The following is a 20,302-nucleotide window of genomic DNA, read 5'->3' as shown; positions in this document are numbered from 1 at the left end:
TGACAAACACGCCGAGGCACCACAGGCCGCAGAATAAACCCACCAAAACACAAACAATCAAAGCGCCGCCCAAACACAGGGCGGCGCTTTTGCGTGTCGCATCCTGCAAACACATATCGCTATCAGAGAGGTCGGCGCGCCGCGAATCCGTCATTTTGGTTTCCAAGATGGAGGATTGTCCTTTGAATATTCGAACCCAATCACGTTCCGGAGGCCGCGCAGCGCGGCGTGCAAAACGCACAGCTCCGAACTTTGAAATGCTGCCCGGCCTGACCCGCGCCATCCCCGAATGCGAGGTGATGGACGGCAGCCAGGTCGAGATGATCGACAATGCCGCCATGGACATTCTGGAAAATGTCGGCGTTCAGTTCCGCGACCCGATCGCGCTGGAAGACTGGAAAAAGGCTGGCGCCAAGGTCGACGGCGAGTTGGTCTATCTGGACCGCAACATGGTGCGTGAGCTTATCTCGACCATTCCGGCACAGTTCACCTATCACGCGCGGAACCCGGCCAATAACGTCAAGCTGGGCGGCAAGCACTCGGTTTTTGTGCCGATGACCGGCGCGCCTTTCCTGCGCGATCTGGACGATGTGCGCCGCAACCCGCTGCTGGAAGATCTGGCGATGTTCCACAAGCTCAGCCATATGATGCCCGCGCTGCACAGTTCGGCCCACCATATCGTCGAGCCTTATGATCACCCGATCAGCCAGCGCCACCTGCGCATTACCTACTCGTCGATGAAATACTCGGACAAGATGTTCATGGGTATGACCACCTCGCCCAAGAATGCCGAGGACGTGATGGATATGTGCGCGATTCTGTTCGGGGATGAGTTCATCGACACTCACCCCGTGACCACCGGCAACTGCAACGGCAACAGCCCTCTGGTCTGGGATGAGACGATGCTGGGCGCGATGCGTGCTTTCTGCCGCCGCAATCAGCCAGTCCTCTGCTCACCCTTCGTTCTGGGGGGTGCAAACACGCCTGCCTCCGTGCCTGCCACTGTAGCGCAATTGACGGCCGAGGCGCTTTCAGCGCTGGCCTATACGCAGGTGGTCCGCAAAGGAGCGCCCGCGATCTGGGGTCACTACCTGTCGACCGTGTCGATGAAATCCGGCGCGCCGATGGCTGGCACGCCCGAGATCAGCCTGATGAACTTCATGATCGGTCAGATGGCGCGCTTCTACGATGTTCCTTGGCGCACCTCGAACACGTTGGGCGGGGCCAAGACCTTCGACGCACAGGCTGGCTACGAGTCCGCCACGACGCTCAGCGCGGTTCTGCATGCCGGCGCGAACTACATCTGGCACTCGGCGGGCTGGAACGAGGCCGGTATGCATTGCTCGGTCGCCAAGTTCATCGTGGATTCGGAACAATGCGCCATGGCCTATCGCATGGCGGAAGGTCCCAAATGGGGCGACTTTGATCAGGCACTGGCCGCCGTTCCGGACGTCGGCCCGGGCGGCCACTATCTGGGCCATCCGCACACGCAGGACAACTTCCAGACGGCGTTCTTCATGCCGGAGCTGTTCGACAACAACTCGATCGAGCAATGGCAGGCCGAAGGCAGCGTTGAGATCACGGAACGCGCCCTCAAACACGCCAAGAAACTGCTGGCCGAGTATCAGGAACCAAAGCTGGACGAGGCCAAGAACGAAGAGCTTCTGGACTATATCGCGCGCCGGGAACGGGAAATTCCGGCGGCGGATGAGTTGAACCAGACCTACTGATACCAACTCCCCTACTGGCCCGCCCACCATTCAGGGCGGGCCTTTTTTGCAAAACCGGCAAAGCCGCAACAGGCGAGAGAACTTGCTTGTATCAGGCCGCTCAATGGCGGCAGGCTCAGTTGAGCCCGCAATACTCATTCGTCCCTCGCGCGCCATTCTTTCCACCGCAACACGGCATTCGCCCCGATTTCACGGAATGGCTGGGGCGGCAGGCGTTTGGGGACACCTTCGGCCTCGAAAAAGCCCGTGATGTTAGAAGTGTGGCCGCAGACCCTCTCGGCTGCGGCGATCCCGGTCAGGGTCCCGCGCGCAGTGCCCAGCCCGTTCTGAACGCAACCGGAGTAAACGCCCGGCTCGATCTCTCGGGCGACTGAGACACCGTTGAGGCTGAGGCACAGGTGACCGGCCCATTGATGCTCCATCCTCAGCCCCGCCAGTTGAGGGAACCGCTGATCAAATTTGCGCTGCATCACTTTGGCGGCGCGTGCCAGATCGCTCGAGGTTGCTGCCATGCCTGGCCGCAACGCCGCGCAGGTCCGGGTGACAATGCGATTGCCGCCCTGGCCGGTGTCGATCCTGCGCATGGTCGTTCCCATGGGGTCCGAGGGCGTCACGCCCCAGCGCGGCTGCCCTCCCAAAAGGGCCAGCGCATGGGCGTCCAACTCGGGCGTCATGGAGGCAAAGAGGAACAGCTGCATCAACCGGTCACGTTCGATCCCGAAGCTTTCCAGATGACCATTGACCGTCAGGATGACGTTGCCTGTGCTGACGGTGCCTTTCCCAGTCCGCACCACCCAATCGCTACCGCTTTTTTCAAATCCCAGTACGGGCGAGTTTTCGAAAATGGCAACGTCATCCCCGGCCAGCCCAGCAGCCAAACCACGAACATAGCCCGCCGGTTGCAGCATGACCGTTCCGGGCGTGAACAGGCCTGATTGATAGTGCCGTGATCCGGTGAGCTCGCGCATCTGCGCGGGGTCCAGCATCTCGCTGTTTTCGCCCAAGGTTTCCAGATGCCGCGCATAACTGACATTGTGGGCATGGCCCGTATCGCCAAACGCTCCGTTGACCTTGCCCACTTCGTCGAAAAAGTTGCGGTCGATCTGGTATTGCTCAACTGCGGACCGAGCGAATGCGATGGCCTGCCGATTGAGCGCGATCATGGTCTTGTCATCCCCCGCACCGGCATAGTCATCCGATGCCAGGTCGTGCGGCAGATCGATCATGAAGCCCGAGTTTCGCCCTGCGGCCCCTTCGGCCACGCGACCTGCTTCAAGCACGATCACACGAGCCTTGGGGTCCAATTGCGTCAGACGCCGTGCCGCCGACAAACCGGCAAAGCCGGCGCCGACGACCACGACATCAGCCGTCAGGTCCTTGTCCAACTCCACCGCGGGCGGCTGGGCGCCGAGGATGGCGCTCCAAGCCGCAGGGCCGCGATGGGTTGGCAGTTTGCGTGCTGAGTATGCGCTCAATCGACGGCCTCATCCGCATCATCGGCCAGATCAATCCAGATAGTCTTCAACTGGGTGTACTGATCATGCGCATGGACGGAGTTGTCGCGCCCGCCGAAGCCGGACTGCTTGTAGCCGCCAAAGGGCGTGGTGATATCCCCTTCGCCAAAGCTGTTCACCGTGACGGTGCCAGCCCGGATCGCCCGAGCGCCCCGGATCGCGCGTTTCGCGTTGGCCGTGAAGATCGAGGCGCAGAGGCCATACTCGGTATCATTGGCGATCTTGATGGCCTCATCAAAGCCCGAGACCTCAATCACCGACAGGACGGGGCCAAAGATCTCCTCACGCGCCAGAGTGGCGTCATTGCCCGAGACTTCGACGACGGTGGCTTCGACAAACCCTTTTTCTGCCTTGCCGCCGATCACCACATTCTCGACCTGATCCAGATAGCCACATACCTTGTTATAGTGCCCTTCGCTGACCAGCGCACCCATGCGGGTTTCCGGGTCCAGCGGGTCGCCAATGTTCCACTGTTTGGCGTGATGGGCGATGCGCTCCAGCAACTCGGCCTTTACATCCTTGTGCACGATCAGCCGTGACGAGGCCGAGCAGTTTTCGCCCATGTTCCAGAACGCACCATTGACGATATGCGCGGCCACGCGATCCAGGTTTTCGGCGTCGTCCATAACGATGGCGGGGTTCTTGCCGCCCATCTCCAGCACCACCTCTTTGGCGTTGCTTTCCGCCGAGTAGGTCAGGAACCGCTTTCCGGTCACAGTCGAGCCGGTGAACGAGACCATGTCGACATCCATATGCCGCCCGATAGGCTCACCCACCGCGGCACCGCCGCCGGGGACGATGTTGAGAACGCCACGCGGCAGGCCCGCCTCCATTGCCAGTTCAGCCAGACGAAGTGCGGTCAGCGTGGTCTCGACAGCAGGCTTCACCACGACCGAGCAACCCGCCGCCAGAGCTGGTCCGATTTTCCAGGCCAGCATGAGCAGCGGGAAGTTCCAAGGCAGCACCAGCCCCACCACGCCAATCGGTTCACGTACGACCATGGCGATATGGTCATCGCTGGCAGGTGAGACCTGATCGTAGATCTTGTCGATCGCTTCCGCGTGCCATTTCAAACAGTGGATCGTTTCAGGCACGTCCACGGTTTCGCAGTCATAGATGGTCTTGCCGCTGTCGATGCTCTCCATCACAGCCAGTTCGCGGGCGTTACGGGTCATCAGTTTGCAGAGCCGTATCAAAACGTCCTTGCGGTCCGAGGGGTGCAGTTTCGACCACCGCCCATCGTCAAACGCTTCGCGCGCTTTCTCGACCGCGAAATCAACATCCGCGGCGCCACAAGCGGCTATATCAGCCAGCTTCTCTCCGGTCGCGGGGTTCACCGTCTCGAATGTCTCACCCGAGATCGCCGGGCGGTACGCGCCGTCAATGAATGCTCCGGTCGGCAGAGTCAGGTCTGCGGCGATGGATTTGTATTCGTCCTGTGTCAGCAATTCCATGCCTTAGCCCCCAATCTTGTTTTCAGCTACGATATCAGCGATTGTTTTCTTCAACACGCGCGTCACCTGTTCCAGCGCGCGCTTGTCATCCTTGTTCAGCCCCTTCAGCGGAGCCCGCATTGCGCCCGCCTCAATGCCGTTCATGGTGACGCCATGTTTAATGGTCTGGATGAACTTGCCGCCCTGCTCCAGCACCCGCATCAGAGGCATCATCGCGCTCATGATCCTGCGGCCTTTGGCGAAATCACCTTCGATCACACAGGCGTTGTACAGCGCCACATGCTCTTCCGGCAGGAAGTTCGACCCACCGCACACCCAGAAGGGCGCGCCCCAGGCAAAGAACTCCAGCGCCTGATCGTCCATGCCGCATCCCAGTTGGATATGCGGGTAGTCGCGCGCCAGCAGATGTACCCGGTTGATATCGCCCGAGCTTTCCTTGATGCCACAGAAATTCCGGCTACGGCCCACACGGTCGAGGAATTCCTCGCCCATCATCGTTCCGGTACGGTGCGGATAGTTGTACAGCATCACCGGCAGGTCAGCGGCCTTGTCGATGGCCAGCGCGTTCAGCGCATTCTCACGATCGGTGGGCACCGAATAAGGCGGGCTTGCCAGCAGGATCGAGTCTGCTCCGATCTCACGCGCGCCAGAGGCCAGCGCAATCGAGTCCGGTGTCAGCATCGCTCCGGTCCCGACGACCATAGGCAGACGACCTTTCAACTGCGCATGCGTGAACTTGGCCAGTTCCAGCCGCTCTTCCACGGTCTGGGCATAGTTTTCGCCGGTCGAGCCGCCTGAGATCACCCCGTGAACACCGCTGGCGATCAGGTATTCGATCACGTCGGACAAAGCGTCCCAATTCACGCTGCCATCCTCGTGATAGGGCGTGACCACAGGGGTATAGATCCCCTCAAACTTGAAAATCGGATTCATTCCGTCCTCATGCAGGTTTCGAAAGAGGCGGGATGCCCATCGGGACATCCAGCGCATCAGGCATCACGAACAGCTCAATCTGATCGCGAGATAGGTTCCAGTGGTCCTCGGCCAGCTGCGCAGCAGCCGCCTCATCGCCCGCCTCGATGGCGGCGATGATGGCGTCGTGCTGACGGCTGGCCTCAGACAGGTTTTCGGTCAGACCCGTGTTGCGCGGTCTGTAAAAGGTCATGCCGATCCGCGCATGGTCGATCAAAAGACGGTTGAACGACGGCAAAAGATATACGTTGCCGGACATCTGCCCCGTGACATCGTGAAACCGGTTATTGGCCAGCGCGCGATCCTCGGCCGAGCCCGACTGCAGAGCCGAACAAAAGGACCGTTGGGCATCCTTCAAAGCGTCAATCTGATCTGGCAGAGCGTTGCGCGCGGCCAGCCGCAGGATGGCGCCATACACCATCGGTGCCGCCAGAAAGAAATCCCGCAGCGTGGTATGCGACATCTCAGATACGCGCGTGCTGCGGTTGGCGCGTTGATCCAGATATCCCTCACCGGCCAGTTGCCGGAACACTTCGCGCAGCGGGGTTCGCGACAGGCCGAATGCCTCGGAAAGATGCGCCTCATCGAGATCTGCGCCGGGTTGTAGCCGCAAGGTCAGAATCGAGACCTTGAGGTGTTCTGCAAGCTCAGATTTGCGCGAGCGCGCCTCGTCCTTCATCCGCCCATTCCTTTGTCGCAGCCGCTAAGCGAATCGAGATCGCCCGGCCAAGGGTGTTGTATGCGATTAAAATACAACTTGTATACAATTTATTTTCGTGCAGCATAGGCAACCTGCGAATAATGTCGAAACCACCCAGCAGCCCGGAAGCGCAAAGACCGCCATGCCCGATCCCAGCCACATCACCTTCATTCTGATCGAGGAGTTCTCGCACCTCGCGTTTTCCTGCGCGGTCGAGCCTTTGCGGATCGCGAACCTCGTCAGCGGCCAGGATCTCTACAGCTGGTCTTTTGTGTCTGAGCATGGTGAACACGCTGTCTGCTCCAACGGCTCAGTGACTTTGGTGCATGGGGGCTTCGACAACCTCCCCAAATCCGATCAGATATTTGTACTGTCCGGAATCCACATGCGGAACCACGCCTCCAAACCTCTGCTGGCTTTGTTGCGGCGTGAACGGGCAAGAGGGACTGCGATCGGAGCGCTCTGTTCGGGCGCCTGGCTTTTGGCCGAGGCCGGTTTTCTGAACGAAATGCAGGCCGCCATTCACTGGGAATACCATGACGCTTTCACCGAGGCCTTTCCCGATGTGAACCTAGTGCGCAGCGTGTTCGTCGCCGACGAAAAGCACATCACCGCCTCGGGCGGCACGGCGACAGCCGACCTTATGTTGCACTTGATCGAACGAGACCACGGGGTCGAGCTGGCCATGGATGTGGCCGATCAGATGGTTTACAACGCCGTGCGCAACGCAACGGCCAAACAGCGCGTTTCGCTGCAATCGCGAAACGGCATGCGCAACATCCATCTGGCCAAAGCGATTGAAGTCATGCGCAACAACATCGAAACGCCGGTCTCGCCCTCTGCAATTGCCGATGAACTTGGCATTTCGACACGGCAGCTCGAACGGCTTTTCGGGAAATACCTGAATACCTCGCCCAAAAAGTACTTTATGGAGATGCGTCTGGAACGCGCGCAAAAACTGCTGTTGCAAACCGAGGCTTCTGTGACCGAGGTCGCCATGGCATGCGGATTTGAGAATCCCGGCCATTTCTCACGCGTGTTTCGCCTGAGTTTTGGCGTCACGCCTCACGCACAGCGCAACAAGATTGACTGAAATCAAGCAAACCCACCACTGGGGGAGAGCATCCTGATCTGCCCGAAACTGGGCACATCCACGCTCATCCCCCGATCCCTTCGAGAACCCCCTCATTAAAATCGGACTAGTCAACACCTCGGTAGGATAGTGTGGTGGTACCGACGAATGTTGGCACAACTATTGCCAATTCGTGTCAGATCTTGGTTTCTTTCCGACACAAACATTAATTTTGCGGAATTTGATCAGAATCCAGGTCAGAGTTGAGTGTTTTGTGCACGCATAAGCACCCATGTACCCGCTCAGGCCCCAGGTGATTCCGATCCGACTTTCGAGCTTGTCTACTTTGCTGGTCGACCCATCCTGCCGAAACCTTTTTCGATAAGCGTGGAGGCAGTGTTAGTCCGAGCCTTGCAAAGCCGAGACATCAAGGACCGGCGATTGCGAGGTCACATGGACGCGCCGCGTAACACCCTGCGACGATGCGGTGATATCGAGCGTCGAAACTTGATCAAAACGCTCAAAATACGCGAATTCGATCATATCCAGAGCGGCCATGTCCGAACACTGAATAACATACTCGGCCAGAAACTCGGGCGCGCCCACCGCGTCTGCATCCGACCCCAGCCCTTCGCCCGTCAAAGACACATTGGCCGATGCCGTGGCGCACCCAGCCTGTTCAGGGACAACAAAAAGGGTTAACGGCTTTGACAAGGACGAAATGGCATCCGCGATCGCGGACCGATCCGCGTCATCTGCTGCGCGATGGTCGAACCCCAAAATATCCTCGCTCGGAACCGCTAACGACACGCTGAACTGAGTTTCCTCAAAGGAAATATCCAATGACCCCGCAACAGCACTCTGCGCGGGAACCTGATCCCCTGCCCATGCCTGGACGGTTACTGCACACAAACCGATCGAAGCACTCAACCACTTCATGAACTCACACCACTCGCAATAGAATCACATGGATTAGTCTAACTTTATACGAACATGGCGCAATCGCGACGGCGTGTATCAGACCCACCAGATATGGGGATGTAGCGCCCATGCAGTAAATCCGACAATAAAACTCAGGTTGACATTGTCGACTATTTCACTCAGCTATACGCGTGCAAGTGCAGCCCCTTTTGGACGCACCTGAACGAGATTTCTGACATGAAAGACCTGAACCCAATGACGAAATTCTTTGCTGCCGCCAGCACTCTGACCCTATGCGTGGCCACCGCCGCATCGGCCGGTGACGCCCTTGCAAAAGCGGACGTGCTGGACACTTACGCCGATATTGCAGAAGCCAAATATGATGACAGCCTGATCGCCGCCAAAGCGCTGCAAAACGCCGTCAACGCACTGATAGCCTACCCGTCGGACGCCACGTTGAATGCCGCCCGCGCGGCCTGGATTGCTGCCCGCGTCCCCTATCAGCAGACCGAGGTCTACCGCTTTGGCAACGCCATCGTCGATGACTGGGAAGGCAAAGTGAACGCTTGGCCACTGGACGAAGGCCTGATCGACTATGTCGACGCCTCCTACGGCGGCGCCACTGACGAGAACGAATTCGCCGTTCTCAACGTCATCGCAAACCCGAACTTCGAGCTTTCGGGAACCGCGATTGATGCGACCGAGATCACCCCTGAACTGCTGGCAGACACTCTGCACGAAGCCGACGGGATCGAGGCCAACGTCGCCACCGGCTACCACGCCATCGAATTCCTGCTTTGGGGGCAGGACCTGAACGGTCACGGCGCGGGCGCAGGCAACCGCCCTGCAACCGATTATGCTAAAGGCGACGACTGCACCAACGGCAACTGCGACCGCCGCGCGCAATACCTGAGCGCCGCAACCGACCTGCTGATCAGCGATCTGGAATGGATGACAGCACAATGGGCCGAAGGTGGTGATGCACGCGCCGCCCTGTCCGAGAACGAATCCGCTGGCATCAGCGCCATTCTGACCGGCATGGGTTCGCTGTCCTACGGTGAACAGGCTGGTGAGCGTATGCGTCTGGGACTAATGCTGAACGACCCTGAGGAAGAGCATGATTGCTTTGCCGACAACACCCACAACAGCCACTACTATGATGGCCTTGGCATCCAGAACGTCTATCTGGGCAGCTACACCCGGATCGATGGTACCCCGATCTCGGGCGCCTCGCTGTCGAATCTGGTGATGGCCGCTGATCCGGCGCTTGACACCGAGATGAAAGCCAAGCTGTCGACCACGATGCAAGCTCTGGGCCGGATCAAATCGACCGCCGAGGCCGGTTTCGCCTATGACCAGATGCTGGAGCGCGGCAACGCCGGTGGCGAAGCGCTGATCATGAATGGGGTCAACGGTTTGGTCGACCAGACCAAAACCATCGAGCGTATCGTATCGACCCTCGACCTCGATGGTATCGAGTTCGAAGGATCGGACAGCTTGGACAACCCTGACGCGGTTTTCCACTAGACGCATAAAAGGGGCCAGAGGCGTCGGCGAAACGGCGCCTCCGGCAACCCGACCACCACAATGTGACTGGACTTGAAGGAATTACCTTACTAAATTAGTAGGAAAATCAACGAGCCTCGATTCGCCATGATCGTCTGCCACTGCACAAACATCTCCGACCACGACATTCGGGCCGCCATCGACTGGATGCGGACCTCTGACCCGCAAGCAATCATTACCCCGGGCAAGATCTACCACGCGCTCGGGAAATCTGCCGACTGTGGCGGATGCATGCCGCTTTTCCTAGACACGATGCGAACCGACGATAATCTGGAAGTACCCATGCAGCTGCGTGCGTTACGCACCGGCCTATCACAGGAGAAGGCAGATGAAGGGCGATCCCAAGGTCATAGAGTATCTCAACAAATCCCTGCGGCATGAGCTGACGGCCGTCAGCCAATATTGGCTGCACTACCGGCTTCAGGAGGACTGGGGCCTAGTCCACATGGCCAAGAAAAGCCGCGAAGAAAGCATCGAAGAGATGGGTCATGCGGACAAGCTGATCGAACGGATCATCTTTCTGGAAGGCCACCCGAACCTGCAAAAGCTCGATCCTCTACGGATCGGGCAGAACCCCAAGGAAACGCTGGAATGCGATCTGGCCGCCGAACACGACGCCCGCGCACTGTATGTCGAAGCGCGGGAATATTGCCGCGAGGCTGGCGACTACGTCTCAATGTCGCTCTTCGAGGAACTGATCAGCGATGAAGAAGGTCATATCGACTTCCTCGAGACGCAACTCGATCTGTACGAACGGATTGGCGACGCCAATTATGCGCAACTCAACGCCGCGAAAATGGACGCCGAAGAATAGTATTCTCGCCCTCTTGGTGGTCGCAACTGCGGCCACCCCTTCCCTGTCAGCCGAGCTGAGGGACCTTCACCTCAACATCACCCCACGTACCGAAGACGAACGCGCCCGCATTGCCGGTGTCATTGCACCGCCGCAGGATTTTAGCGCGCCGCAAAGGTTCGAAGAGTTGCCTGCCGGGGCCGCAACCGTGCGTGTGCGCAACAACGCGGATGCGTTTTCGCAACCGTCAAAGAATCTGAGCTTTGAACAAGAGCTGGACTTCAAGGTCGGCAACGGATTGTTCAAGAAGATCTGGGTCTCGTCGCCGTCCTCGACTCTCGCGTCTGATGGCCTTGGGCCGCTGTACAACGCGCGTTCATGCCAGCGCTGTCACATCAAGGATGGGCGCGGGCATACACCGAACGGGCCGGATGACAACGCCATCTCGATGTTCCTGCGCGTGTCCATTCCCGGCAGCCCTCAGGACGCGCCGGAAGGGATCGAAGACTATCTCGCTACCCTGCCCGAGCCTAACTATGGCGGCCAGATGCAGGATTTCGCGCTGGCCGGGCATCCTGCAGAATACCGTTTAGAGGTTACCTACGAAGAGATCCCGGTTGCGCTGTCAGAGGGTGAAACCGCCTCGCTCCGCCGTCCCACCTACACGGCTGCCGATCTGGGATACGGCCCGTTGCACCCCGACGCCATGCTTAGCCCGCGCGTTGCGCCGCAGATGATCGGCCTCGGTCTGCTTGAGGCGATCCCGGTCGAAGACTTGCTGGCCAATGCCGACCCCGATGATGCGGATGGCGATGGCATCTCGGGCCGCGCGAACATTGTCTGGTCGACCGAGTTTGACGCCCCGATGATGGGCCGCTTTGGCCACAAAGCCGGTATGCCCACGGTCATGGAGCAATCGGCTGCGGCGTTTGCAGGGGATATCGGTATCTCGACCCCGCTGTTTCCGGCCCCTTACGGAGATTGCACCGATGCGCAGCGCAATTGCGTGAAGGCCCCCCACGGCGACGGCGATGTGCGCGTCTTTGAGGTTGATCAGGTCGGTATGGACCTCGTGGCCTTTTACAGCCGCAATCTGGGCGTCCCGGGTCGCCGGGATGTGGATGACCCGCAAGTGCTGCGCGGGAAAGAGGTGTTCCACACCACAGGCTGCGCCGCCTGTCACACGCCAGCCCATGTCACCCACCGCTTGGAGGACCGGCCCGAGCACAGTTTTCAGCTGATCTGGCCCTATACCGACCTGCTGCTGCATGACATGGGCGAAGGCTTGGCTGACAACCGCCCCGAAGCCCGCGCCTCAGGCCGCGAATGGCGCACGCCACCCCTTTGGGGGATTGGCCTGACCCGCCGTGTGTCCGGCCATACCAAATTCCTGCATGACGGGCGCGCCCGCACCCTGCTGGAGGCTGTGCTCTGGCACGGGGGCGAGGCGCAATCCGCCCTTGACACTGTCGTGACCATGCCCAAAGCCGACCGCGACGCCCTTATCCGTTTTCTTGAAAGTCTTTGACTCATGCGCCTGTTTGCTTTTGCCATTGCCCTAGTCGCCCCTCTGGCCGTCTCAGCCCAAGATCGTGCCGCGATCCTGACGGATGTGCCTGCCGCGCATATATTGCCGCGCTTTGCTGAATTGGCAGACGCGACCAAGGCTTTGGCCGCATCGTCCCAATCCGATTGCGCTCCGCAGTCAGAGGCTCTGCGTACTGCCTATGGCACCGCCTTTGACGCGTGGATATCCGCCAGCCATCTACGCTTTGGCCCCACCGAGGCCAACGACCGCGCCTTCGCCATGGCTTTTTGGCCAGATACGAAAGGGTTCACGCCCAAGGCCCTGTTAAAGCATATCGCTGCCGAAGACCCTGCGGTAAATGACACGGCCGCATATGCCGAAACCTCGGTCGCTGGGCGTGGTTTTTTTGCGCTTGAACAGATGCTGTACGATCCCAAATTTGCCGATCAGGGCAGTGCCGAATACCGATGTGCGCTGATCCGGGCCATCACGGCGGATATCGACGCCAATGCCGATGCGATGGCGGAAGAATGGCTAAGCTATGCGGTGAAGCTGGAACAGCCGGGGGGCGACAGCCCGTACCGCACGCAGGATGAGGCGATGCAGGAGCTGTTCAAAGCGCTCTCAACCGGGTTGCAATTCACTGCCGAAACCCGATTGGGCCGACCCCTTGGCACGTTCGACCGCCCCCGCCCCAACAGAGCCGAAGCCCGCCGCTCCGAACGCGCCTTGCGTCATGTCGAGCTGTCCTTGATTGCCCTGCGGGACCTTGCAGCGCGGTTGTCCGCCGACCATCCCGAGATCGCGCAGGATCTGGACGTGGCCTTCAACCGCGTAATTAAAAACGCCCGGTCCATCGACGATCCCGCCTTCGCTGGCGTGGCCGATCCCGCAGGCCGGTTCCGGGTCGAAGCGCTGCAACAGGCGGTGAATGACATCCGCACCATCGCCACGACCGAGCTTGGCCCAACCCTCGGCATCAGTGCCGGGTTCAACTCTCTCGACGGGGATTGAACCATGACCAACCGCCGCCATTTCCTAGCCGGTCTCGCGGCTGCAAGCCTTGCGCCCGCAACCGGGTGGGCATCGGTCGGGTCGCCTGCTTTTCTGGCCGCCGGGCTGTTTCCGGATGGCTCGTTCCGTCTGGCCGGTCTGGATGAAGGCGGAGACATCCTGTTCTCACTGCCTCTGCCCGCGAGGGGCCACGCCGCCGCCGCGCATCCCCGCAGGGCGCAGGCCGTGGCCTTTGCCCGTCGTCCCGGCACGTTTGCGCTGGTTATAGACTGCGCAAACGGGCGGGAGCTTGCACGGCTACAGGCCCCCGAGAGGCGGCATTTCTTCGGTCACGGCACGTTCACAGCAGACGGCACCCGGTTCTTTGCCACCGAAAACGACTATGAGGCTGGCGAAGGCCGTATCAGCCTATGGGATGCCACCAGCTTTGAACGTCAGGGAGAGTTTTCGTCGGGCGGTGTTGGTCCGCATGACATGCGCCTGATGCCGGATGGCAAGAGCCTTGTGATCGCCAATGGCGGGATCGAAACCCACCCCGAGACTGGGCGGACCAAGCTGAACCTACCCGTCATGCAGCCGAACTTGACCTATCTGGACCTGTCCGGGAACCTGCTTGAACGGGTCGAGTTGCCAAACGCCCTGCACAAGAACTCCATCCGCCACCTCAGCGTGCGCAACGACGGGCTGGTGGGGTTCGCGATGCAGTGGCAGGGCAGCCAGACCAAGCACCCGCCATTGTTGGGCCTGCACCGTCGGGGCGCGCCGCCGCAACTTCTGTCCGCACCAGAAGACCTCCAAAACACCTTGCAAGGATACGCTGGCAGCATCGCCTTCTCGGCCAGTGGCGCCGAGGTCGCCATAACCTGCCCACGGGGAAACGCACTGCATCTTTTCGACGTAGCAGGTCGCAGCTTCACGAATGCCTTCGCGCTAGAGGATGTCTGCGGTCTGGGCGCAGGTCCGGACGGGTTGGTCTTTACCACCGGCACAGGCACGTTTGGCAGTGTAAACTGGCAGAACGCACGGGTTCTAGCCCGCCCCGATTGCCAATGGGACAACCACCTGATCCCGATCCGCTCGCACGCGTAACGTTCGGCAATCCCTGTCACATAGTTTACACTTGGACGAATCAAAATGCTGCCGTATTGGCGGGCGCGAACCCGGCACCTCTGAGTTAAGGACTGACTTGATTGAAACAGACGCCCGACGCACCGCATTCCATCTACGGGGTTGAGAAATGGGGCAAAGACCTCATCGAGGTGACGGAGCAGGGCGAGATCGGTCTGCGCAATCCGATGTCTCCGGACACGGCGGCGATCAGCCTACCCGGTATCCTAAGCGATCTGGATGACCGGGGGATTAAGGCACCGATGCTGCTGCGAGTCAGTTCGTATCTGGAACATGAGATCGCCCATCTGAACGAGAGCTTTGCCGACGCCATCGCGCGGGTGGGCTACAAAGGCCCCTATCGTGGCGTGTTTCCGATCAAGGTGAACCAGCAGGCGCAGGTGGTAGATCGCATCGTCGAGTTCGGTAAGAAATACAACTATGGCCTCGAGGCCGGATCAAAGCCCGAACTGGTCGTGGCTTTGGCCCACCGGCTGGCCCCCGAGGCACTGATCGTCTGCAACGGCGTCAAGGATGCCGAGTTCATCCAACTGGCGATCCTCTCCCGCAAGATCGGGTTTAATACGGTCATCGTGCTGGAAAGCCCGAAAGAGGCGGATACGGTGATTGAGGTCTACAGGGAACTCGGTATCGAACCTCTGATCGGCGTGCGGGTGAAGCTGACCAACCAGATCAGCGGCAAGTGGGAAGAAAGCTCGGGCGATCGCTCGGCCTTTGGCATGAACACCGACCAGTTGGTAGCTACAGTGGACAAACTGCGCGAGGCGGGTCTTTTGCATTGCCTGAAGTTGCAGCACTCGCATCTGGGCAGCCAGGTGCAGGACGTGAACGACGTCCGCCGCGCCGTGGGTGAGGCCTGTCGCTACTACACCGAGTTGACCCGCGAAGGCGTACCGCTGACCCATCTTGACCTCGGCGGCGGCATGGGTGTGGACTATACGGGCGAGAAGAAGGCCGCTGAGAACTCGATCAACTACACGGTCGAGGAATATTGCAGCAACGTGGTTGAAACCGTCGCCTATGCCATGGACGAGGCCGAGATTGCGCACCCAACATTGGTCACCGAAAGCGGCCGCGCCGTAGTGGCGACCTCATCCATGCTGGTGTTCAACGTGCTGGAAACCACGCTTTACGATGCGCCCACCGCACCGGATGTGGAGCCTGATGACAACCATCTGGTCTCGGACCTTGCCGCGATCAATGGCTATCTCAGCAAAGACCGTCTGCAGGAATGCTGGAACGACGCGACTTTCTACCGCAATGAGCTGCGCGCCCTGTTCCGCCGTGGTTACGTAGACCTGCGCCAGATGGCCCGGGCTGAGCGTATCTATCTGTCGCTGATGGCCCGCCTCAAGGCGTTGGCGGCCAGCGACGATCTGGAAACGGATGTGGACGACCAGCTTGAGAAAGTGGCCGATATCTACCACTGCAACTTCTCGCTGTTCCAATCCCTGCCCGATGTCTGGGCCATTGACCAACTGCACCCGATCGTGCCTCTGCAGGGATTGAATACAACGCCTGACCGACGCGCCGTGCTGTCTGACATAACCTGCGACAGCGACGGCAAGATCGATCAGTTCATTTTGGCCGACGGTGTCTCACCCAGCCTGCCGGTACATTCTTTGCCGGATGAAGGCGAGTACTTCATGGGCGTCTTCTTCGTCGGCGCCTATCAGGAAACACTCGGCGACTTGCACAACCTATTCGGAGACACAAATGTCGTCACCATCGACCTGCGGGCAGATGGCGGGTTCGACTTGCTGCACGAACAAGAGGGCGACACGATCAGCCAGGTCCTGTCTTACGTCGAATTCGACCCCCAAGACTGCGTCGCCGCCTTCCGCAAAATGGTGGACGAGGCGATCTCGACCGGTACTCTGCAAGCCAAGGACCGCAAAACCCTGATGAGCGCCTATCGCGACTCCATAAACGGCTACACCTACTACGAATAAGAAGGAGACACACCATGGGCAAAACACTGGTTGTCGGCGCAGGCGGCGTATCCCACGCAGCCGTGCATAAGATGGCGATGAACTCGGACATTTTTACCGAGATCACACTGGCCAGCCGCACGAAGTCAAAATGCGATGCCATCGCAGCAGCCGTTAAAGACCGCGTTGGAGTCGAGGTCAAGACCGCCGAACTGGACGCCTACAAGGTCGAAGACACGGTCAAGCTGATAAAGGAAACCGGGGCCGAGATTCTGGTAAACCTCGCCCTGCCCTATCAGGATCTGGTTTTGATGGACGCGTGCCTTGAGGCCGGCATCCACTACCTCGACACCGCGAACTATGAACCCGAAGACGAGGCCAAGTTCGAATACCACTGGCAATGGGCCTATCAAGAGCGCTTCAAAGCGGCCGGCCTGACCGCCATCCTCGGCTCGGGCTTCGATCCGGGTGTAACCAGCGTGTTTGCCAAATGGCTCAAAAAACATAAGCTGGACACAATCCGCCAGATCGACGTACTGGACGCCAATGGCGGCAGCAACGATCAGGAATTCGCAACCAACTTCAACCCAGAGATTAACCTGCGCGAAGTGCTGGCCGAGGTCCGCCACTGGGAAGGTGGGGAGTGGAAACACTCCCCTGCCATGACCCACAAGGTCGAGTTCGACTTCCCCGCCATTGGCCCCAAGAACATGTACCTGATGTATCACGAGGAACTGGAGTCGCTCAGCACCCACTTCCCCGAGATCGAGCGCGCCCGCTTCTGGATGACCTTCGGTGACGCGTACATCATGCACGCCAAGGTGCTGGAAAACGTGGGCATGACCCGCATCGATCCGGTGATGCATGACGGTAAGGAAATCATCCCGATCCAGTTCCTGAAAACCCTGCTGCCTGACCCCGGCGATCTGGGCGCGGAAACCAAGGGCAAAGCCTGCATCGGCGACATCGCCACGGGTCAGGCCAAGGACGGCTCGGGCGAAAAGACCTACTACATCTACAACATCTGCGACCACGAGGAATGCTACGCCGAGGTCGGTTCTCAGGCCGTCAGCTACACCACCGGCGTCCCAGCAATGATCGGTGCGGCTCAGGTTCTGAAAGGCAACTGGCGCGAGCCGGGCGTGTGGAACATGGAACAGCTCGACCCGGACGACTTCATGGACATGCTGAACACCCAAGGCCTCCCATGGCAGGTGCACGAACTCGACGGCCCCATCGAGTTCTAGATCCGGAACTTCATCTGGCCAAAAATATCCCGGGGGGTCCGGGGGGCTGGCCCCCCGGCCTCTCCACAATCGGAGACGCCTGACATGTCCGACATGATGACAACCCAAGCCGGTGACGCCGGTGCCTTCCGCAACTTCGACCTCAGCCGCGTCCCCACACCCTGCTTCGTGGTCGACGAAAAAGCGGTTGAGCGGAACCTGACCGTCCTCTCCGAAATCGGTACCCGCTCTGGCGCACATGTCCTTAGCGCGCTCAAGGCGTTTTCTATGTTCTCGCTGGCCCCGCTGGTGCGCGAACACCTCGGCGGCACCTGCGCCTCCGGCATTTTTGAGGCCCGGCTGGGCCGCGAGGAATACGGTGGCGAAGTCGCAACCTTCTGCGCCGGGTACAAGGATGCGGATATCGATGAGATCCTGTCGCTGTCCGACCACATCATCTTCAACTCGCCCGCTCAAAAAGACCGTTTCCTCGCCAAAGCCCAAGCGGCCAATGTGCAGATCGGCCTGCGCATCAATCCGGAACACTCCGAAGGAGAGATTCCCAAGTACGATCCCTGCGCCCCCTGTTCGCGCCTCGGGACACCCGTAAGCCAACTGTCCGAAGACACTCTGATCGGAGTAGACGGCCTGCACATGCACACGCTCTGCGAACAGGGATTCGAACCCCTGCAACGCACATGGGCTGCTGTTGAGCCGAAACTCAAACCTTTCCTCGGTCAGCTCAAATGGCTGAACTTCGGAGGCGGCCACCACATCACGCGCGATGACTATGACCGTGACGGGCTGGTGGAATTCATCAAGTCCATCCGCGCGAAATACAATGTCGACCTCTACCTCGAACCCGGGGAGGCCGTCGCGCTGGACGCGGGTATTCTGGTCGGAGAAATCCTCGACCTGCCCACCAATGGTATGACCCTTGCGATCACCGATATCTCGGCCACCTGCCACATGCCCGACGTGATCGAGGCCCCCTATCGCCCCGCCCTGATGGACGAGGCCGAGGCGGGCCACACCTATCGCCTCGGCGGACCCTCCTGCCTGGCAGGCGACGTGATTGGCGACTACACGTGGGATCAGCCGCTGGAGGTCGGGCAACGCTTTGCCTTCCTCGATCAGGCACATTACTCGATGGTCAAGACAAATACCTTCAACGGTGTTCCCCTGCCGACCATCGCCCTGTGGAACAGCGAAACGGACGAGCTGAAGATCATCAAACAGTTCGGTTATCACGACTTTAAGGACCGCCTCTCATGAGCATTTTCCTCGACAGTGAACTGACCGCCGCTGAGCGATCTGAAGACGCGCGCTTTCGCGTGATCCCGGTTCCGCTGGAATGCACGGTTTCTTACGGCTCTGGCACCGCCAAAGGCCCCGAAGCCATAATCGAGGCCAGCAATGAGCTGGAGCGCATCACCGGCCATGCAGAACCCTGCGTCGAGGGAATCTATACCGAAGCCCCGCTGGATTGTGACGGCCCCTTGCCCGAGGTGATGGAACGCCTCGCCCAACGGACCGAAGCCGCCATTCGTGCGGGCAAGGTGCCCGTGACCCTAGGTGGAGAGCATTCCCTCAGCTACGGCGCGGTGATGGGCGTGGCGCGGGCGCTGAACCAGCCTGTTGGGATCGTGCAGATCGACGCCCATGCCGATTTGCGCAACGCGTATCAGGGCGAGAAACACTCCCACGCCTCGGTCATGCACCTGCTGACCGAAGAGGGCGTCCGTCTGGCGCAATTCGGCGTGCGTGCATTCTCAACCGAAGAGGCCCAAAGCCGTCTGAAAAACCATGTCTTCCACTTCGACGCCGAGGAACTGGTCACCGGCAATATCCACGCCGTCGACCTACCCGAGGACTTCCCTGAGTTGGTTTATGTCAGCTTTGACGTGGACGGTTTGGACCCGTCCCAAATGCCCGCCACAGGAACACCCGTACCGGGCGGTTTGGGATACTATCAGGCGCTGCGGCTGGTCGAGCACGCCCTCAAAGGCCGCAAATGCGTGGGCTTCGACGTTGTCGAACTGGCCCCCGACGGCAATGCCGCCTGGGATTTCACTGCAGCTCAGATCGTCTATCGCCTGATGGCGGCCTGTTAACTCTCTGAGGTTTCGTTCAGCTCCATGTGCCCTTCGCCCTTGTTCAACACGCGGCGTAGCATGGGCTCGAAAAACTCCAGCGGTTTGGTCGGATAGTCCGGGTCAAACGCCTTCTGATCGTATTCATGGCAGAAATAGCGGCAGTCCTCCCAATAGGGGCTGTCGCGATACTTGTCGCGCGCGTTGCGGTCTCCGCCAAGATGGTGGTTGTAGTAGTAGCCCTGAAACACACAATGATGCTTGAGAATCCAATGGGTTTTCTCGCTGACATAGGGCTTCATCATGGCCGCTGAAAGCTCACCATGGTTGTATGGCGACAGGATATCGCCCGTGTCATGGATCAGCGCGGCGACCACAAGCTCCTCATCCGCGCCATCTTCATAGGCCCGCGTCGCGGCCTGCAGAGAATGTTGGTAGCGGTTCACCGGATACGGCGTCCACTCCTCATCCAAGGAACGGATCGCATCCAGAATTCGGTCTGGCAGGGCGGCATTGTAGGCCTCTTCATAGTCCATAACGGCGTCCCAATCGGCTTTTGTGGCCTCTTCAAAACTGGTCCAGGTCGGCTTGTGGCTTTTGTCCAGCATGGCATGTCCTTTGTCCTGATCGGGAATAGGATATCTCGACTTGCATGCTGCA

At 59.6% G+C, this 20,302-nt stretch carries 18 protein-coding genes; 12 read left to right on the top strand and 6 right to left on the bottom strand.

Annotated features, from left to right (window positions below):
- The first annotated feature begins 182 nt into the window (after positions 1–182).
- Entirely contained in the window at positions 183–1,730 is a 1,548-nt protein-coding gene (locus tag ACR0IP_RS22415) for a trimethylamine methyltransferase family protein (RefSeq protein WP_480528073.1), read from the top strand.
- Between the two features lie 134 nt (positions 1,731–1,864).
- Here ACR0IP_RS22415 and ACR0IP_RS22410 read toward each other — a convergent pair whose 3' ends face one another.
- Genes ACR0IP_RS22410 through ACR0IP_RS22395 form a run of 4 tightly spaced genes read right to left on the bottom strand, consistent with a single transcriptional unit; the run spans position 1,865 to position 6,349 of the window.
- The gene (locus ACR0IP_RS22410; protein WP_480528071.1) at positions 1,865–3,205 is read right to left on the bottom strand and encodes an NAD(P)/FAD-dependent oxidoreductase; all 1,341 of its coding nucleotides are present in this window, start codon (positions 3,203–3,205) and stop codon (positions 1,865–1,867) included.
- A complete protein-coding gene (locus tag ACR0IP_RS22405; RefSeq protein WP_170642168.1) occupies positions 3,202–4,698 on the bottom strand; it encodes an aldehyde dehydrogenase in 1,497 nt (498 codons plus the stop codon). The genes ACR0IP_RS22410 and ACR0IP_RS22405 overlap by 4 nt, the downstream gene beginning before the upstream one ends.
- 3 nt (positions 4,699–4,701) lie before the next feature.
- Positions 4,702–5,631 (bottom strand): dihydrodipicolinate synthase family protein, encoded by a 930-nt coding sequence (locus ACR0IP_RS22400; RefSeq protein WP_170767994.1) that lies wholly within the window; start codon positions 5,629–5,631, stop codon positions 4,702–4,704.
- Positions 5,632–5,638: 7 nt separating this feature from the next.
- Complete coding sequence (locus ACR0IP_RS22395) at positions 5,639–6,349, bottom strand: GntR family transcriptional regulator (RefSeq protein ID WP_170693059.1); 711 nt, start codon at positions 6,347–6,349, stop codon at positions 5,639–5,641.
- 163 nt (positions 6,350–6,512) lie between these two features.
- On the opposite strand from ACR0IP_RS22395, the gene ACR0IP_RS22390 reads away from it, so the two are divergent.
- On the top strand, positions 6,513–7,463 hold the full coding sequence (locus tag ACR0IP_RS22390) for a GlxA family transcriptional regulator (RefSeq protein WP_170380568.1): 951 nt from the start codon (positions 6,513–6,515) through the stop codon (positions 7,461–7,463).
- 378 nt (positions 7,464–7,841) lie between these two features.
- On the opposite strand, the gene ACR0IP_RS22385 is transcribed toward ACR0IP_RS22390, so the two are convergent.
- Positions 7,842–8,381, bottom strand: coding sequence for a ZrgA family zinc uptake protein (locus ACR0IP_RS22385; RefSeq protein ID WP_170718448.1), 540 nt, complete (start codon positions 8,379–8,381; stop codon positions 7,842–7,844).
- A gap of 237 nt (positions 8,382–8,618) precedes the next feature.
- Here ACR0IP_RS22385 and ACR0IP_RS22380 point away from each other — a divergent pair, with 237 nt between their 5' ends.
- The 10 genes from ACR0IP_RS22380 to speB all read left to right on the top strand — a co-directional run bounded on the left by ACR0IP_RS22380 (position 8,619) and on the right by speB (position 19,663).
- Positions 8,619–9,890: an imelysin family protein gene (locus ACR0IP_RS22380; protein WP_480528075.1), complete on the top strand. Its 1,272-nt coding sequence runs from the start codon at positions 8,619–8,621 to the stop codon at positions 9,888–9,890.
- A gap of 126 nt (positions 9,891–10,016) precedes the next feature.
- Positions 10,017–10,310, top strand: a complete 294-nt coding sequence (locus tag ACR0IP_RS22375; protein ID WP_170468500.1) for a (2Fe-2S)-binding protein — start codon at positions 10,017–10,019, stop codon at positions 10,308–10,310.
- The gene (gene bfr, locus ACR0IP_RS22370) at positions 10,258–10,743 is read left to right on the top strand and encodes a bacterioferritin (RefSeq protein WP_170468502.1); all 486 of its coding nucleotides are present in this window, start codon (positions 10,258–10,260) and stop codon (positions 10,741–10,743) included. Before ACR0IP_RS22375 ends, bfr begins: the two co-directional genes overlap by 53 nt.
- A complete protein-coding gene (locus ACR0IP_RS22365; protein WP_480528067.1) occupies positions 10,703–12,250 on the top strand; it encodes a di-heme oxidoreductase family protein in 1,548 nt (515 codons plus the stop codon). Before bfr ends, ACR0IP_RS22365 begins: the two co-directional genes overlap by 41 nt.
- Before the next feature lie 3 nt (positions 12,251–12,253).
- Complete coding sequence (locus ACR0IP_RS22360) at positions 12,254–13,264, top strand: imelysin family protein (protein WP_480528065.1); 1,011 nt, start codon at positions 12,254–12,256, stop codon at positions 13,262–13,264.
- Positions 13,265–13,267: 3 nt separating this feature from the next.
- Complete coding sequence (locus ACR0IP_RS22355) at positions 13,268–14,353, top strand: DUF1513 domain-containing protein (protein WP_480528063.1); 1,086 nt, start codon at positions 13,268–13,270, stop codon at positions 14,351–14,353.
- Between the two features lie 101 nt (positions 14,354–14,454).
- Positions 14,455–16,344 (top strand): biosynthetic arginine decarboxylase, encoded by a 1,890-nt coding sequence (gene speA / locus ACR0IP_RS22350; RefSeq protein ID WP_480528061.1) that lies wholly within the window; start codon positions 14,455–14,457, stop codon positions 16,342–16,344.
- A 14-nt stretch (positions 16,345–16,358) separates the two neighbouring features.
- Positions 16,359–17,570: a saccharopine dehydrogenase family protein gene (locus tag ACR0IP_RS22345; RefSeq protein WP_480528059.1), complete on the top strand. Its 1,212-nt coding sequence runs from the start codon at positions 16,359–16,361 to the stop codon at positions 17,568–17,570.
- An 84-nt stretch (positions 17,571–17,654) separates the two neighbouring features.
- Positions 17,655–18,824, top strand: coding sequence for a carboxynorspermidine decarboxylase (gene nspC / locus ACR0IP_RS22340; RefSeq protein ID WP_480528057.1), 1,170 nt, complete (start codon positions 17,655–17,657; stop codon positions 18,822–18,824).
- The gene (gene speB, locus ACR0IP_RS22335) at positions 18,821–19,663 is read left to right on the top strand and encodes an agmatinase (protein WP_480528055.1); all 843 of its coding nucleotides are present in this window, start codon (positions 18,821–18,823) and stop codon (positions 19,661–19,663) included. Before nspC ends, speB begins: the two co-directional genes overlap by 4 nt.
- Here speB and ACR0IP_RS22330 read toward each other — a convergent pair.
- Positions 19,660–20,250 carry an HD domain-containing protein gene (locus ACR0IP_RS22330; protein WP_170668102.1) on the bottom strand — a complete coding sequence of 197 codons (591 nt, stop codon included), beginning with the start codon at positions 20,248–20,250 and terminating at the stop codon, positions 19,660–19,662. The genes speB and ACR0IP_RS22330 overlap by 4 nt on opposite strands.
- Between the last annotated feature and the right edge of the window lie 52 nt (positions 20,251–20,302).

This window comes from Ruegeria sp. AL11, assembly GCF_056540865.1.
The sequence above is the reverse complement of the archived record's forward strand: the minus strand, read 5'-3'. Positions and strand labels throughout refer to the sequence as shown.